Source organism: Candidatus Chlamydia corallus (assembly GCF_002817655.1).
Lineage (GTDB): Bacteria > Chlamydiota > Chlamydiia > Chlamydiales > Chlamydiaceae > Chlamydia > Chlamydia corallus.
In genome coordinates, this window is record NZ_NWQK01000003.1 from 135,055 (window position 1) to 151,194 (window position 16,140).

Here is a 16,140-nt window from a genome sequence, read left to right on the forward strand (position 1 = left end):
GAGTCCATGTCTTTAATTATAGATTAAGTCTTTAAGGCCTTCTTCTTTTTTATTAAAGAGGCGGGTACCGCAGTTAAAGAAAAAGTAACAGGTTCTTGCATTTGACTTTGGATTTTATTTTGAGCTTATTTAGACTTTTCTAAAAGACCTTGTGTGAAAGAGGATCACGTGTCAAAAAAGATTAATAGAAATGATTTATGCCCCTGCGGCTCTAATAAAAAGTACAAGCAATGTTGTTTAAAAAAAGAGGAACAAACGGCGCGATATACAACTGAAGGAAAATTTAAATTTTCTGCTGAAGTTTTCTCTTCATCGGGTCAGGGAAAAGCTGGGGAGAATTGCACTAAGTTATTCCAACGTTTATCTCAATCTTTAACTTCAGAACAGAAATCTGCTGTTGGTAAGTTTCATGAGATTACTAAGAATAAAGAAATCACTAGTAAAAAGGCTCTTAAGAAAGCTCAAGCAAAAGAAGAGAAACTGGTTGCCGAAAAACTTCAGCAGCATAATTTTGAACTACTGGATACTGGAGAGAATCTAACTCTACCTATGGATACTACAACTCCTTTGAATCAAGATCCTAATTTTGTTGCCGAGGATTTTATTCCTACACAAGAAGATTTTCGCATATCTGAAAATGCTCAAAAACCTCCAGTTAAGGAAGATTAATTCCAGTTAAGACACTTTCTCATTGAGAATAAAACTTTCTTTTTGAGATAATCCTATTTCTATTTTTGCTGGAGTAGCTCAATTGGCAGAGCATTCGATTTGTAATCGAACGGTTGAGGGTTCAAGTCCTTTCTCCAGCATTTTTGGGGGTGTCGCATAGCGGTCAATTGCATCGGACTGTAAATCCGACTCCTTACGGATACGTTGGTTCAAATCCAGCCACCCCCACTTCTTTTTCTTAATATGTTTTGGTCTTCAAGCATTTATTCGATAAACTTTACAAGCAGTTATTTTGTGTAATAGGCTTAGAGTTTTTTGTCTAAATTAACTAATACCACCAGTCTTCGCATGTATTCATCCCACAATTTCTTTTAGGGATCTCTTGTGGAAATTTCAGATTTTCTAAAATCTATTATTTTAAATTTTTGTTTGATTTAATAATTGACCTAATACTTTTAATTTGCTTTTTTTAATTAAAATAGAACTTTATTAAAAGTGATTATGAAAAACAATATTAATGATAATGAGTGTTATTTTAAATTAGATTCAACTATAGATGGTGATTTGTTAGCAGCTAATGTGGATACCTTTGATACGCAGGCTCAGGGAATCTCATCGACTGCTACATTTTCTGTTAAAGGGAATGCCACATTTAAAGATCAGGTTTCAGCAACTGGATTGACTTCAGCCGCTACCTACAATTTAAATGCACAAGGTTCTGCTTCTCAAGTATCTATAGATTTTAAAAATAATCGTCTTAGCAATGTCGCTTTGCCGAGATCAGATTGTGATCCAGTGCCTGCGAATTATATTCGCTCTCCCGAATATTTTTTCTGTTCCAAGCCGCTTATCGGAAGTTTGATATCCAAACCCGGAGAAGACTACTTGCCGCTGACTGGTTCGAACTATACCCTATACCAGTCACGTAACGTGGGTGAAGTTTTTCGTTTTGTAGGATGGCGGCAAAGTACTGGCAAATTAACTGTAGGAGGTAATAATGCGATACAGCTTCTTGTAGAAGGAACGTATATACTTTCCTTTACTATTGGCAAGCGTTGGGGATGGAATAATGGCTGGGGAGGCGCGCTTTATATATATGATGGTTTAAAAAAGATTTATTGTGAAAGCACGATTTACAGTGGAGGAGGGTACTCAACAGTGGGTACTCTAGGAACCTCAATATATAGACATTCTTGGGATATAGCTTCTAATCCTAACAATCCCACTGGTAATTCTAGAACTAGTATTTTCTATATTGCCAATCGTGATTATAACGCTGGAATAGGGAATTATTCTTTTACACTTATTTATTATCCAGGGAACAAGTGATAAATATGAACAAACTAAAACAAAAAGAAACAATAGTTGAATCTAGTACCCCTCTTCTAAATCCAAATGAAAATTCAGGAGTGAAAGATCAAAATTTATTTATGGATCAAGGAACTCTTAGTGTGGAAGGAAACGCTACGATAGAAAATACTTTAATTACTCGCGATCTTAAAGTATCGGACACAATAACTTCTCCATCTGAATTTATTGTAGGAGGTAATCTATTAGCAGAAAGCTCTCAATTTAATGCTACAACTCTCTCTAAAGGTATGAATATTTATTCTCAAACGAGTTCATCAGCTACTCCTAGGTGTAATAATATTAGGGATCCTGAGTCTCCAAGAGATGCTTTAACGTTTAATTATTATAAGAAAACTGGATGTGAAGCTACAAATATGTATATCTATTACGCAAACGGGTATCAAGTTAACCAAGGCCAGTCCATTGAAACCAATGCTTGGGCTACTGGTAAAGATATGGCTTTTAATTCGACCCCTAATGCTAGCCTCTGTGTGGATATAAATCCTATAATTAAGTTCAAAAAGGAAGGCATTTATCAAGTTACAATCCAGCTTACACGTTGGAGTGGATATCATGGTGGACCGAATACTGCAGGCCTATTTCTTAATTTTATTTCAGGAAGTAACAAAGTACTGCTTTGTACTTCAGATACTAGAGGGACTTCAGGCGGTGATTATGTTAGTGTTGCTCTAACTGCGACTTTTGCTGTAACAGAAATTATTCCTAGTCCTCCTCATAGCTATCCTTGGATAGATATCACGAGCTATGATTGGATTAATATAATGTCTCTATCTACATGCGTGATTTGGTTCCCGTTTAGTTTTAATTTTTCTGAGGTAGACTAGTATGGCAAATCCTACACCTCCAAAACCGAAAATAAAAATATCAATTCCTACTTTTGTTCGTTTTAACATTCAATTTATCAATTTAACTGAAGACCAAAAGAAAACAGCACTTACTGTTGGTCAGAACATTGTTACTGAAAATACTGGGGTTTTAGGAAACCTTACTGTTAAAGACGGAGGTCTGATATGTCAGGACGATCTTTCAGTCGGACAAAACATTAGTATTACTCCAAAAACCTCTAGTGCTATGGTTTTCAATGGTCGAGTGAACTTATCGAACACGCCCCTTTCCTATCGCAATCAGTCGGGAGGGGAGCGAAATGACTTTTCGAATATTAATAACCAGCAACCCCAACAATATGTTCCTTATGGGTATTATAAACTCACTACTGTCATGGTGTTGTCTCGAAGTGCAACCTCAGGAGGGCAGGAAGGTGGTAACAAGGGACTGTTCCCTCGTCGAACAAATGTATTTTGGGATAAGTATGATCAGCAATCAACAGAAAACTCAATAGTTAATTCAGTTGTTCGTATCAACAGTACTGATAAATCGAAATTAGAATTTATTGTAGATCGTCAGACTCCTAGACTCTTGCGTATATCCGTTTTTATGACAAAACATGGCGGTTGGCTTGATAATGGTATTGGAGGACAAGTTTTTTTGGTTGCACACGAAGGATGGCGTACAGTACCACTAGCGGTCTCTACTTGTGCTGGAACAAGTTATTATCGTGTTCGTCCGATGCAATGGCTTTGCTCTACGTATTATGCTCAAGAAAGTGGATATTTTACTTTAGAAAATCGAAGTAATAGCAGCTTTAGAGTGCAAAGTTTTTCTTGGAATGTAACAGTTTTGCCTTATGTTAGTTGACGACGGGACTCTAAGCTTTGCTAATTTTTAGCAAAGCTTGGTTCTGAGATTTTTTTATAACGCGCCCTACAAGGTCATAGCCAGCAGTTCCAGTGATTTCTATAAAGCACCTTTCCCCGAAATGGGAAACAAGCTTTGCTTCATTTACAATAATGCAAGGATCGACTTCTGGAGCTTGTCCGTAGAACCTTGCCGTAAGTAAAAGATTGGTCTCTGGATGATAGTTATCAATAACGGCCTCTACTTTTCTCCCAACGAGCTGTCGATTATGTTTATCCACATTGTGTTTTTGAATTTCAGAGAGAATTTTTAACCTTGATGCTTTAACTTTTTCTGGTATCTGGTGAGGTAGTTGTGCTGCAGGAGTGCCTGGTTCTTGAGAGTAGAGGAAAATTCCGAGATTATCAATCCAACCCTCACCAATAAAATCAGCTAACTCTTGGAATTCTTTTGCAGTTTCACTAGGAAATCCGACAATAATTGAAGAACGGATGTAGACTGTAGGAATCTTCGAGCGTAATTTTCCTAGGAATTCTATGATTTGCTCTCTAGACGTATTCCTTCGCATTTGCTTTAAAATACGGTTATTAATGTGTTGCAAGGGAATGTCTACATAGGGAAGAAGTCTGGAATCCGATTTCATAAGATCTATAATGCCGTCACTGACTTCATCAGGATATAAATACAACATTCGTAGCCAATAATCTCCAGGCTCTTTCATTAATTTATATAATAGTGATTCTAGTTGCGAACTTCGGTCTGTAGAAATATCTTTTCCGTAATCTCCTAGATCTTGAGCTATTAGTAAAATTTCTTTAACACCACTCTTTAAAAGGGTGCGAAATTCCTTAAGAATTTGATCAACGGGTTTGCTGCGAAGCTTTCCTTTAATAGAAGGAATAATACAAAAAGCACAGTGCTTTCTGCAGCCCTCAGCAATCTTTAAATAGGCATAGTGCTTTGGGGTAGAAAGCTGCCTCGGAACTTCTCCCATTTCAATGTAACTCTTTGCGGAGATTTTTTCTCCAGACTCACGAGACTCAATAGCAGAGAGAATATGCTGAATGTCTCCAGAACCTAGTAGGTAATGGATGTGTGGCCTCCAAGGTTCAAGCTCGTCTTTGTGCTTGGAAGTCATGCACCCAGTTAAAATAATTTTAGCACTCTTTTTTTTTACACTGATTAGATGGTCAAGATAATCCTTACCCTCATCTCTAGCGCTTTTTAAAAATGCACATGTATTTAAAATTAAGTAGTCAGCATCTTCTATTTGATTAGTAGACTCGTAACCTGCTTTAAGAAGAATTCCAAGCATAACTTCGCTATCTACAAGGTTTCGGGAGCATCCTAAACTAATAAAATGAATTTTATTTTTAGAAAGAACTGAATTGAAAGATCCTAAACTTTTTGTTGCCATCCTAAGTTCTCTAATAATGATCAGGAGAGTTCTTGATTCTTTTTGAAAAGAAATATAGCATAGTAAGCGATTTACTATTTTCTTAAAAGGACTCATCCATGGCAAGCAAGAATCGCGAGATTATTAAATTAAAAAGCTCGGAAAGTTCTGATATGTACTGGACTGTAAAAAACAAAAGAAAAACAACAGGTCGACTAGAACTCAAAAAATATGATAGAAAACTGCGTAAGCACGTAATCTTCAAAGAAGCTAAGTAAAAGGATTTCTTTATTGCTTAACCACTGGCTTCTAAAATCTCATTCTTAATTAGAAGTCATGAAATTAGAATTTTCAATAGCTCTAAAATATTTGATTCCGAGAAAGGGAAGACTATCTTCTGCTATAGTCTCCCTCTTTTCTGTGGGTATTATTTCTCTTGTTGTCTGGCTTTCCATAGTCTTCATCTCGGTAGTTCATGGTTTAGAACAAAGATGGATAGAGGATCTTTCCCAGCTTCATTCGCCAGTTACTATTCTTCCTTCGGACGGATACTATTCTTCCTATTACTATCAAATAGACAAACACTCTGAGCTTTCTAATTATACTACAAAAACTCTAGGCGAAAAAATCAGCTCTCCACAAGTGGATCCTTATAACCCTCAATCAGACTACCTCCTTCCAGAAATATTTCCAGCAAAAGACTGCGATCTAACAGGTCGGCAAAAAGATCCTGTAAAGATGATTATAGAATCTTTAGGACCCTACCTTCAATCCGAGAATGGAGAAATTATCGAATTTGAAGAAGGGGTAGGTTACCTTGATATTAAAACTTCTCTAAAATTACAAAAACCTCAGTCTAGAAATCTTACTCATTTTTTGAGTTACCCTTCTAAGTTTTCTTATGAAGATAAAGTTTTGCCCTATGATGAGACGGATTATACTTCCGTTGAATTGAATCCATTTAACAGGAGTTCCTTTGGGTGGAAAAAAGATTTTCATCGTTTAGAAGAGCTGCACCGCGGAGCTTCTATCATACTCCCCAGTACTTATAAAGAATCCGGTTATAAAGTGGGAGACACAGGAATCTTTAGCTCCTACTCGATAGAGACCCAAAAAGAAACTCAATATACAGTCCATGTAATTGGATTTTATAACCCAGGGCTTTCTCCGCTGGGGGGAAGAACTATATTCGTAGATCCAGATCTTGCGAGATCTATTTGTTCCCAATCCGAGGGCTTAGGGATGACTAACGGCTTTCATGTCTTTTTCCCTAATACCAAACGAATCTCCTTTGTAAAAAATCAAATAAAAAAAATCCTAACTTTTTTAGAAATTAATGACTATTGGGAGATCTCTTCCCTATATGATTATGAGTATTTTCAACCTATTCTAGATCAACTTCAAAGCGATCAGGTTCTTTTTCTTTTTGTCTCTATCCTGATTCTTATTGTTGCTTGCTCTAACGTTGTGACTATGTCAATGCTACTTGTAAATAATAAGAAAAAAGAAATAGGTGTTCTTAAAGCTATGGGGACGTCATCGCGAAGCTTAAAGATAATCTTTGCTTGCTGTGGAGCATTTTCAGGAGCTTGTGGAGTTGCCATAGGGACGGTATTCGCGATAATTACCTTAAAAAATTTACAACTCATTGTAAAAGCCCTGAATTATTTACAGGGAAGAGAAACATTTAATACCGTTTTTTTCGGCCAGAATCTTCCTAATAGCGTTCACCCTCAGGCTATCTATTTTCTAGGGCTGGGGACTCTACTTTTAGCGGCAGTTTCAGGAGCACTGCCCGCAAGAAAAGTCGCAAAAATGCATGTCTCAGAAATTTTAAAAGCAGATTAGCCATGCCTCTACTTATAGAAGCTAAAAACCTCTCTAAAACTATCCAGAAACAGAATCAAAGTATTTCTATTTTGACCGACGTATCGTTATCACTATATTCAGGAGAAACTGTATCGATTACAGGGGCTTCAGGCAATGGCAAAACTACGTTACTGCATCTCTTAGGAACTCTAGATGTTCCTTCTTCTGGTCGTCTACGCTTTTTTGATAAAGATCTAGGGAATCAAGATCTCGCAAATTTTAGAAATCAGCATATCGGCTTTATTTTTCAAAACTTTTATTTATTAGAAGACGATACAGTATTAAAAAACGTTTTAATGCCCGCACTGATTGCTCGTAAAAATATATCTAAAGGGTCTCTTGTCTATAAAAGAGCTCTAGAATTATTAGATTTAGTGGATCTTAAAGATAAAATATGGGTTCGCTGTTCTAAACTATCTGGAGGTGAAAAACAGCGAGTTGCTATCGCTAGAGCATTAATCAATCAACCTGCTATCCTCTTAGCGGACGAACCTTCTGGGAACCTCGATGAAGAAACTTCAAAACAGATTCATAACCTTCTTTTAGAACAAGCATCTGCGTTATGTGGAATTCTAATTGTGACACACAATAAGCAACTTGCTTCTAGGTGCTCAAGGGAAGGAGTGTTGTCCAATGGCAAGCTATTTTTTCCTAACCTCTCCTAAGGGATCCCCCTCTGATTTCAGGGTACAAACAAATATTCTCGCGATCTAGCTTTAGGTGGGATCTGAACGCTTTTATAACAGGGTGGTTAAGAAAAAATTGCTAATTGTATGAAAGGAAATTTATGGAAATATTTTTAAATCAAGAGTCTTGTTATTTTCGACTGTTTTTATTTGGAAAAAAAATTGGACAGACTTATAATCACTCCCTCTAGTAAGACAGTTACATTATTATGGAAAAAAGAAAAGACACAAAAACAACTATAGTAAAACCTATTGAGACTGTGAAATCGTGGTATGTTGTTGATGCTGCTGGAAAAACCTTAGGAAGGCTTTCTTCAGAAGTGGCAAAAATTTTAAGAGGGAAGCATAAAGTCACCTATACTCCTCATTTGGCTATGGGAGATGGTGTTATTGTTATTAATGCAGAAAAGGTTCGCCTAACTGGAGCTAAAAAAGCCCAAAAGATCTATCGCTACTACACGGGATATATCTCTGGAATGCGAGAAACTCCTTTTGAAAATATGATGGCGAGAAAACCTACTTATATTATTGAGCATGCGATCAAGGGAATGATGCCCAGAACTCGCTTAGGAAAGAAACAATTGAAGTCCTTAAGGATCGTAAAAGGGGATTCATACGAAACTTTTGAATCTCAAAAGCCAATTTTGTTAGATATTTAGTTTAGGATAAGTTGTGGCAAAAAGTACAATACAAGAATCTGTAGCTACAGGTAGAAGAAAACAAGCAGTTTCTAGCGTTCGTTTGCGACCTGGAAGTGGTAAAATTGATGTAAACGGTAAGTCTTTTGAAGATTATTTTCCTTTGGAAATCCAAAGAGTTACGATTCTTTCTCCTTTGAAAAAGATTATAGAAGATCAAAATCAATACGATCTAATTATTCGCGTTAGCGGCGGAGGAATTCAGGGTCAGGTAATTGCTACAAGATTAGGACTTGCGCGCGCCCTCTTAAAAGAAAATGAGGAGAACAGACAAGACCTGAAAAGTTGTGGTTTTCTTACTAGAGATCCTAGAAAGAAAGAGCGTAAAAAGTATGGACACAAAAAAGCTCGTAAGAGCTTCCAATTTTCTAAGCGTTAAAATGTTGAATATTTTTTCTAGTCATTTAAAGCCTTCCTTATTAAAGGAAGGCTTTTCTTTTTTTGGGAATCCCAAAGAACGCTCGCCCCTTTTGGTTATTTTTAAAAAATAAATAGGTAGACTCTAAAAATTTTCCGTCTTTTTCTAAAACAAAATATTCAACTTTTTTTGCTCCACGAGAAGCATGGATTAGCGTAGAGAAATTTTGTTTTAACATAACATGAGAAATACGCTCCTCTCCTTTAGGGTGAAGAAATACTAAGCCTCCGGAAGGAAGATCTTCAAATCTACTAACCAAATTGCAGTCAGCATATTGATCAATAGAATTTCTAGGAATATTATACCCCTGTGCCTGGTAAAGGATATTGATAAATCCTGAACAATCTACACCTGAATTTTTCAGACTTTGGTGTATAGAACGGCCTCCCCATACATAGGGCGAGTTAAGAAAGAGGTCCGCGTCTTTAAGTAAAAGTTCCACAGATACGTTATCATTTAGACGACGTAGGTGTTTGGGATCGCACCGAGGTGTCCTAGAGTCCCAAATAGCGTGAATACAATTGAGAATATTCTTAGGAAAAACGACTATATTTTGAGAATTAACGTTTAGCAAAGTACCAAAAGGAAGAGGGATTCCCCAGGGATCTAAACATGCGTTCAGAGAAGTAACAGAAACATTTGGATTAATACGAAACTCAGGATTGCAGGGGATCAGAGTAGAACAAAAACGATGACCTGGATATGGTTTCCATGACAGTTGATTTTGGAACAATTGAGAATAGGCGTAGCAAGTATCTCCTTGGAACAAGACGCGCTCTCCAAAAAGGACCTGAGTTTCAATATTTCCTTTTTTAGAAAAGAAATCAGCAGAAGGAGAAAATGATAGGTAGTGCCTTATAATTTCTTCTGACATAGAACTCTAATTAAATTTTCTTTCAAGTTAGTTTGCAACTTTCATTTCGAAGAAGAGGAAATTATTTATAAATGCATTTCAGAATGTCTTCAAAAACAAGATCTTCTTTATTTTCAGAAGAAACTCTACATAGTTTCCCTAGGTTGTCGTAGTAGGCAATAAGAGGAGCGGTGCGTTCACGATATTTTTTTAGTCTTTCCTTAATGACCTCAGGAGTGTCGTCAGAACGCCTTATCAAAGGTATATGACAGTCTGGACATTCAGTATATCCCTGATTTTTCTTATAGATATGGGAACAAGAAGGACAAAGAAATCTTGAATAAATTCTTTTTAGAATTTCATCTTCAGAAATTTCTAGGAAAATAACTATGTAATCAGAATGGGTTTCTATAAGAAAGTTACCTAGAAGTTGCGCTTGATCTAGTGTTCTAGGAAACCCATCAATAATACATCCTTGTGAGCAGGCCTTGCTTTGCATTTTTTCTTTAAGTATTTCCCATATAAAATTACTAGGAACAAAAGCTCCCTTATCTAGGAGTGCTTTAGCTTCTAATCCAGTGGGAGTTCCTTCTTGAATGATAGCTCTTAATAAATCCCCGGTGCTGATATGAGATAAACCCATTCTGTTTGCAAGATATTGAGATTGGGTTCCTTTGCCTGAGCCTGGAGGCCCCATAATAATAAAAACAGAGCCCTTAGTCACTTCAAATGCTCCTTAAACTGGCGTCTTCATTGCCCTAGATCTTAGGGAATCTAAATATTTTTTTAATAAGACATAGGATAAAACAGGAAAACTTTTCTTATTATTTTATTCAAAGCAACATAGTGCTCCAAAGACATTCCATTTAGATTCTCAAAGAATTGGATTATTATCTTACGTTCCGAAATTTGCCTTAGAGTTACTATATATCTTTTCAAGATACTGTAAAATACAGAAAATAGGAAAACTAAAAGAAAAGCAGTTCCTTTAGTTTAAACAAGGAGGTATGCGTGAGAAGTTCATAGGATTAGGCAAAGGGAAAAAGATCCCTTTCTTTAGGTTTGCTAATTTGTTGTAATAGTAGAGAAGCGATTAAAAATTTAGTTCAATAATAAATATTATTTTTAAGCATTTTTTTATTTTTTTTAATAATAAAAATATTATAATCAATTGATTTTTCTTAGGAGGAGATAATATGGCTTGTTCTTTATATTTTGTAACCCATTCCAATGGAGCACGTATACCGAAAGCTTATTTGATTGCGGATGCTCTTCTCTATCCTGTAATTTCGGTAATTTGTGCCGTTGCCTTTGCAATTTTGATGCTGGTAAAGCTTATAGTTTTATCTATAAAATTCCTTGTTTTGAAATGTGTTGCCGCTTGTAGATCCAAAGAAGGGCCCTCATTCAAAGATGGTTTTGGAGGCTTGCATAGAGAAGGCGTAGATAAAGACCCAATAAAGTCAGATTTCTTTGGATGCTTGTTAATTATTCCAATAATAGGAACCTTAATTCATAGCACTATTTGTTCCTGGAAACTCAAGAGATGGGAATGCTTTTGCTTAGCCCCTGTTTTGCAAATCCCAGTAACTGCTCTAAGTTGGTCATATGAAGAGTAGTCATAAAGAAAAACATTGCCTTTTTATCTTGGAAAGGGATGTTTTTATGTTGATAGAGAAAGTAGTTTTTAGCAAATAAAGAAGTTAGAATTTTTTATAGTAAAATTTTTAATCTTTAAAGATTTCGATTATCATCCGTTTCTAAGATTTCTCCTATAGGAATTAAGAGTCTCATATTTTTTCTAAAAGACTGATATAAAAAACTAAGAGAAAACGATGACTTTGGTTTGCGATAACGGTTTATCAAGATAACTTGATAAAATTAAACAAAGGAAGCGTAGCGTTTTTTTTAAGCTGATGGATTGGAATAGTAATCAAAAGTCAGTAACACAAAATGAATCTGTAGTATCAATAAAGAAGAAGATAAAAGGTCTTTATTTTTATTCCAATTAATAGAAAGAAACTTTAAAATTAGCCTTTTTTAAAAGGCTTAGAAATAAGCAGTTATCTTTTAAGGAGGACAATGGCCTGTACTATTTTTTTTGATCCGTCTTCAGGGGATCTTGATTGTGAGCCTATAATTAAGAAATCAGCTTGTATATTTGTAGATGCCTTGCTTTATCCTGTAATTTCGGTAATTTGTGCCGTTGCCTTTGCAATTTTGCTTCTTCTAAAGCTTCTATTCTTACTTATAGCATTTCCCTTTAAGGCATGTGTTACGATCTGTTCACGAACTAGAGATATAAGCGATTTGAAGAAGCATTTTAAATGCCTCTATTCTGGAGAAATGGCTGATTTAAGGGGTGCCTTGTTAATCATTCCAATAATAGGAACAGTTGTTCATGGAGCCTTATTTTTAAAGACTATTAGTGATTTTAATGATTGGGAAGATAAAACCTCGAAAGGTGTAGTCTTTATGCAAATTCCTATTATGCAATTAGCAGTTACAGCTGGAGTCTCCAAGTCCTGAGGCAAAGACTAATCTTCTGAAGAGGTGGAGGAGCTTTTTCAGTCAAGGGGCGGCTTTATTCCTTTTGTAGAGGTTTTGCTTTATCCTATAGTTTTTGTAATTTGTGCAATTGCTTTTGCAATCTTGATTCTGATAAAGCTTATGGTTTTATCTATAAAATTTATTGGTAAGAAATGTCTTGCCGCTTGTAGATCTAAAGAAGGTCCCTCATTCAAGGATAGTTTTGTGGATGCTTAAAGGGAGAAGATATGGGACTATCAGATTAGGTGGGGTGCTTGTTAATTGTTCCAATACTAGGAATCCTAATTCATAGTGTTATTTTTCCCTTGAAATATAAACAAGGAAGGGTGGGATTTATTTTCTGCATCCCCTGTTTTGCAAGTCTTAGTAACTGTTGCAAAATGGTCATCTGAAGAGTAGTCATAAAGAAAAACATTGCCTTTTTATCTTGGAAAGGGATGTTTTTATGTTGATAGAGAAAGTAGTTTTTAGCAAATAAAGAAGTTAGAATTTTTTATAATAAAATTTTTAGTCTTTATAGACTTCCATTATCATCCGTTTCTAAGGTTTCTCCTATAGGAATTAAGAGTCTGATATATTTTTGTAAAACACCGATATAAAAGGAGAAAAAGATAGCTTTCATTTCAATAAGGGGAGGCCGATAGGACCGATAGGAGTTGATAAAATTAGGCAAAGGAGGAGTCGCGTTTTTTTAAGTTGATGGATTGGAATAGTAATCAGAAGTCAGTAACATAAAATGAATCTGTAGTATCAATAAAGAAAAAGATTAAAGGTCTTTATTTTTATTCCAATTAATAGAAAGAAACTTTAAAATTAGCCTTTTTAAAAAAGACGTAGAAACAAGCAGTTGCCTTTTAAGGAAAACAATGGCCTCTATTATTTTTTTCCCCCCGCCTTTAACGGAGCTTGATAAGCAATCTGTGACTAAGAAATCAGTTTGTATATTTGTAGATGCCTTGCTTTATCCTGTAATTTCGGTAATTTGTGCCGTTGCCTTTGCAATTTTGCTTCTTCTAAAACTTCTATTCTTACTTATAGCATTTCCTTTTAAGGCATGTGTTACGATCTGTTCGCGAACTAGAGATATAAGCGATTTAAAGAAGCATTTTGAATGCCTCTATTCTGGAGCAATACCCGATTTAATGGGTGCCTTGTTAATCATTCCAATATTAGGAACAGTTGTTCATGGAGCCTTAATTTTAAAGGCCGTTGATGATTTTAATGATTTCGAAGATAGAACATCAAAAGGTATAATCTTTATGGAAGCTCCTATTATGCAATTAGCAATTACCGTTGGAGTCAGCCACCTTTAAACCAAAGACTACTCTCCTGAAGAAGGTGGGAGAGACTTTTTAGTTAACTGCTGGCTTTATTCTCAAGATTGTTTTCCTCAAAAATGATTACGCTTAAATAAAGTGGTCGGTTAAGCTTTTTTTGATGAAAGTTTATGTCTGCCGTGATTTCTCTTTTCTCTTCAAATGAAGCAATAATTATTTCTAATAGACAGGTCCGCGACAGCCTAGTTTTTTTAGTTAATGAAGAATTTGTTCGATATAACGATACAATTGTTCCGATTTCTGTATTCCTATCCGAAGGAGTACTTCCGTCTACTCCTATTATAGATGAGCTGGGAAAAGCATCTGAGACGGGAAGCGGACGCCAGTTTAAAGCGTATTTTAATAGAAGCTTTGGGATGATTTGCCAAAGCTTTTTCGAAAAAATATTTGGAGTAGGTTGCTGTCGTTGTTTTTTCCTTGAAAGTTCTCCTAAAACCGATGCTGTATAGCAGTCATATTTGGTGTTTTTCGAGCTATCCCCTTTACAGTTTTAGCTATTGTATTAGGACCTACATTAGGCGTTTTATGCTATTCTAGATATAAAATTTATCAACTTACAAAGAGAGTATCTTCTTTATCAAGAATTCATACTGAGGTGATAAATTTGGTAAGGAGACCGGATCCACTTATAAATCGTGCAGGGATTGTAACTGGGGCTGCAGCTTCACAATCTATAATCAAGGCTTGTAAACTATCTAGACAATCAACTTTAGTTTTTTTGGTCATTAGCTTAATCCTTATGATATCTTTAGCAGCTTTAATAGCTGGTATTGTTTTTGCTCTATTTTTTTAGGTCCTGGGGCTGCTTCTGTAATGACTGCAGCAATAATAGGGTGTTGTGCTGCAGGAGGAACTGACATACTCCTTTCTGTTCTAGGTTTTTTAATTGCTGCTGTACATTGTGAGAGGAAAAGGGGAGAGCGCGCGCTCGTCATATGCACACCGCACTACTCCGTTGTATGGTGAGCAGTGCGATTCATGAGGCGCCCTACTCTTCTTATTAATCCAGGAAGTAAAAAAGTGCTTGTTGAGTGTACTCGTGAGGAGTATAGAGATATAGAAGGCGATGTGTCCTTTGAATCTATCGGTTACCCTATTTCTGACGAGCTGCTGCCGCCCTATTTGCTAATAGATCCTTGGCAATGCTTTAGTCCTCCGCCAGCTTATTCCCCATCTTTATAAACCAAATAACCACCACCTTTTTAACGAGTGCTTTTCTGGTGCTTTTATAACTAAGGTTGGCATTGTCTTCAGAAATTGTCTTTTTATTCTAGGAATAGGTAGGTTACAGTTAGGCAATATAATTTTTCTCAATTGTAATTTTTAAAGATCGTTTTATCTAAACACTGATTTATTAAATATTAAAAATAATTTTTGAATATGCCTTTATGGTTTCTCCTAAAAGTTGAAATTTTTAAGGCGTTGAGCTACAATAGTCCTATTAATAAATACAAAATATACTTAAAATGGATACCCATTTTCAATAAGTAATTGATTTTTATGGCGTTCTTTCCTCCTCCAGGATTTGTTATTCAAGCCAATGCGGTTACGCGCAATCGCATTTTTTATTTGATAGAACAGAAGTACGTAGCTCCTCCAGGGGGTTCTCGAATAGTTTATGAGTGTCTCTCTAACGAACGGGTTCCTGGCCTTGAGTTTCTATTTAGTAGACCAGGAGATTTTACGCTGACAGGTTTTAAAGCTGTAGAGAATCTAAGTAATTTGTTCGATAGCTTTGCATTGTTGATTCTCTGTTTCTCTCGTTATAATCGCGGTCAGACTCAAGGGAGTGAGGGCACGGCGCTGGTTATTTTAGGGGCTACACTACTTTTCTTTGTTATAGCTCTTATCCTAGGACCGACATTAGGCGCTGTAGTTTATTGTGCCTATAAAATTCATGAAGTCGTAAGTATGATGCGCTCTTTAGATAGGACTAAGGAAGAAGTATTGCGTAACCCTCCTCAAAATGTCTTCCATCGGGCTGCAGGTATCGCAGCCGTACGGTCATCAGAAGAGACTAAGAAAGCACTTGGATTATATAAAACTTCAATGATAGTGTTCTTAGTCGTTAGCTTAATAGCTTCTTTAGGGTTGATAGCTTTAACAGCTGGTATTGTATTGGCGTTGTTTTTTGTAGTCCCTGGAGCTGCTCCAGTAATTACTGCTGCAATGATAGGGTGCTGTGCTGCAGGAGGGAGTGCTCTGTTAGTTTCTCTTTTAGGGCTATGGATTGCTATGGTTTGTAAGGCACGGAAACAGGAAGAATGCGTGGGTCACCTGACAAATGCAATTCTTCATAGCTCCCTTAGTGAGGTAGTTATATCTGAACCTCGTAGCTGCTGGCATGCGAATGAAAGGGCAAAAAACCTACTTGTAACGGATTGCCTATCTCATTACGAACATCTTTTTTCTCAAAGCGAAGTTGCAGAGTTAATTGGAGAAGGGGACACTTCTCATCGTCCTGATTCTCAACAACCGCCTCCTTATTCTGAAGTTGCTCAAGATTGTGGTCCTCCTCCTCCTTATAACCCTTGGCATTCTTCTCCCTCAGCACCACAAAACTATCCTTGAATGAGGGACCTTCTTTAGATCTACAAG

At 36.3% G+C, this 16,140-nt stretch carries 21 protein-coding genes and 2 tRNA genes; 18 read left to right on the plus strand and 5 right to left on the minus strand.

All coding sequences use genetic code 11. The features are described from left to right. The first annotated feature begins 168 nt into the window (after positions 1-168). The 6 genes from CMV32_RS04790 (at position 169) to CMV32_RS04815 (ending at position 3,735) form a co-directional block, all read left to right on the plus strand. Positions 169-669, plus strand: a complete 501-nt coding sequence (locus CMV32_RS04790) for a YecA family protein (protein WP_100934803.1) — start codon at positions 169-171, stop codon at positions 667-669. Between the two features lie 67 nt (positions 670-736). Beyond that, positions 737-809: transfer RNA gene (locus CMV32_RS04795), tRNA-Thr, on the plus strand. A 5-nt stretch (positions 810-814) separates the two neighbouring features. Continuing rightward, positions 815-897, plus strand: a tRNA-Tyr gene (locus tag CMV32_RS04800). 273 nt (positions 898-1,170) lie between these two features. Beyond that, positions 1,171-1,998 (plus strand): hypothetical protein, encoded by an 828-nt coding sequence (locus CMV32_RS04805; protein WP_100934778.1) that lies wholly within the window; start codon positions 1,171-1,173, stop codon positions 1,996-1,998. A gap of 5 nt (positions 1,999-2,003) precedes the next feature. After that, on the plus strand, positions 2,004-2,864 hold the full coding sequence (locus tag CMV32_RS04810) for a hypothetical protein (protein WP_192940653.1): 861 nt from the start codon (positions 2,004-2,006) through the stop codon (positions 2,862-2,864). A 1-nt stretch (position 2,865) separates the two neighbouring features. Then, the gene (locus CMV32_RS04815) at positions 2,866-3,735 is read left to right on the plus strand and encodes a hypothetical protein (RefSeq protein WP_100934779.1); all 870 of its coding nucleotides are present in this window, start codon (positions 2,866-2,868) and stop codon (positions 3,733-3,735) included. A 10-nt stretch (positions 3,736-3,745) separates the two neighbouring features. Here the strand turns inward: CMV32_RS04815 and rimO are convergent, their stop codons facing one another. Beyond that, a complete protein-coding gene (gene rimO, locus CMV32_RS04820; RefSeq protein WP_100934805.1) occupies positions 3,746-5,152 on the minus strand; it encodes a 30S ribosomal protein S12 methylthiotransferase RimO in 1,407 nt (468 codons plus the stop codon). Positions 5,153-5,250: 98 nt separating this feature from the next. Between rimO and rpmG the strand changes: the two genes are divergently transcribed. The 5 genes from rpmG (at position 5,251) to rpsI (ending at position 8,763) form a co-directional block, all read left to right on the plus strand. Then, positions 5,251-5,409, plus strand: coding sequence for a 50S ribosomal protein L33 (gene rpmG / locus CMV32_RS04825; protein WP_100934780.1), 159 nt, complete (start codon positions 5,251-5,253; stop codon positions 5,407-5,409). A gap of 58 nt (positions 5,410-5,467) precedes the next feature. Continuing rightward, positions 5,468-6,979 (plus strand): ABC transporter permease, encoded by a 1,512-nt coding sequence (locus tag CMV32_RS04830; protein WP_100934781.1) that lies wholly within the window; start codon positions 5,468-5,470, stop codon positions 6,977-6,979. A gap of 2 nt (positions 6,980-6,981) precedes the next feature. Continuing rightward, on the plus strand, positions 6,982-7,665 hold the full coding sequence (locus CMV32_RS04835; RefSeq protein ID WP_100934782.1) for an ABC transporter ATP-binding protein: 684 nt from the start codon (positions 6,982-6,984) through the stop codon (positions 7,663-7,665). Positions 7,666-7,895: 230 nt separating this feature from the next. Beyond that, complete coding sequence (gene rplM / locus CMV32_RS04840; protein ID WP_100934783.1) at positions 7,896-8,345, plus strand: 50S ribosomal protein L13; 450 nt, start codon at positions 7,896-7,898, stop codon at positions 8,343-8,345. Positions 8,346-8,358: 13 nt separating this feature from the next. Further along, positions 8,359-8,763 (plus strand): 30S ribosomal protein S9, encoded by a 405-nt coding sequence (rpsI, locus tag CMV32_RS04845; RefSeq protein ID WP_100934784.1) that lies wholly within the window; start codon positions 8,359-8,361, stop codon positions 8,761-8,763. Positions 8,764-8,803: 40 nt separating this feature from the next. Here the strand turns inward: rpsI and CMV32_RS04850 are convergent, their stop codons facing one another. Continuing rightward, entirely contained in the window at positions 8,804-9,676 is an 873-nt protein-coding gene (locus CMV32_RS04850) for a C40 family peptidase (RefSeq protein ID WP_239923163.1), read from the minus strand. A gap of 61 nt (positions 9,677-9,737) precedes the next feature. Next, positions 9,738-10,379, minus strand: a complete 642-nt coding sequence (locus CMV32_RS04855) for an adenylate kinase (protein WP_100934785.1) — start codon at positions 10,377-10,379, stop codon at positions 9,738-9,740. 472 nt (positions 10,380-10,851) lie between these two features. Here CMV32_RS04855 and CMV32_RS04860 point away from each other — a divergent pair, with 472 nt between their 5' ends. From CMV32_RS04860 to CMV32_RS04880, 5 genes are all read left to right on the plus strand, one after another. Beyond that, entirely contained in the window at positions 10,852-11,274 is a 423-nt protein-coding gene (locus CMV32_RS04860; protein ID WP_100934786.1) for a hypothetical protein, read from the plus strand. Between the two features lie 463 nt (positions 11,275-11,737). Then, positions 11,738-12,184, plus strand: a complete 447-nt coding sequence (locus CMV32_RS04865) for a hypothetical protein (RefSeq protein WP_100934787.1) — start codon at positions 11,738-11,740, stop codon at positions 12,182-12,184. Positions 12,185-12,208: 24 nt separating this feature from the next. After that, a complete protein-coding gene (locus CMV32_RS04870) occupies positions 12,209-12,421 on the plus strand; it encodes a hypothetical protein (RefSeq protein ID WP_100934788.1) in 213 nt (70 codons plus the stop codon). Between the two features lie 650 nt (positions 12,422-13,071). Next, positions 13,072-13,518 carry a hypothetical protein gene (locus CMV32_RS04875; protein WP_100934789.1) on the plus strand — a complete coding sequence of 149 codons (447 nt, stop codon included), beginning with the start codon at positions 13,072-13,074 and terminating at the stop codon, positions 13,516-13,518. A 134-nt stretch (positions 13,519-13,652) separates the two neighbouring features. Continuing rightward, the gene (locus tag CMV32_RS04880) at positions 13,653-13,991 is read left to right on the plus strand and encodes a hypothetical protein (RefSeq protein WP_100934790.1); all 339 of its coding nucleotides are present in this window, start codon (positions 13,653-13,655) and stop codon (positions 13,989-13,991) included. Between the two features lie 136 nt (positions 13,992-14,127). Here CMV32_RS04880 and CMV32_RS05485 read toward each other — a convergent pair whose 3' ends face one another. Further along, on the minus strand, positions 14,128-14,268 hold the full coding sequence (locus CMV32_RS05485) for a hypothetical protein (RefSeq protein ID WP_192940654.1): 141 nt from the start codon (positions 14,266-14,268) through the stop codon (positions 14,128-14,130). Between the two features lie 11 nt (positions 14,269-14,279). Continuing rightward, positions 14,280-14,477, minus strand: coding sequence for a hypothetical protein (locus CMV32_RS04885; RefSeq protein WP_100934791.1), 198 nt, complete (start codon positions 14,475-14,477; stop codon positions 14,280-14,282). A 34-nt stretch (positions 14,478-14,511) separates the two neighbouring features. Between CMV32_RS04885 and CMV32_RS04890 the strand changes: the two genes are divergently transcribed. Together CMV32_RS04890 and garD are read left to right on the plus strand one after the other, a co-directional pair. Continuing rightward, positions 14,512-14,724, plus strand: coding sequence for a hypothetical protein (locus CMV32_RS04890; RefSeq protein WP_151899122.1), 213 nt, complete (start codon positions 14,512-14,514; stop codon positions 14,722-14,724). A 318-nt stretch (positions 14,725-15,042) separates the two neighbouring features. Then, entirely contained in the window at positions 15,043-16,113 is a 1,071-nt protein-coding gene (gene garD / locus CMV32_RS04895) for an inclusion membrane protein GarD (protein WP_100934793.1), read from the plus strand. Positions 16,114-16,140: the final 27 nt, after the last annotated feature.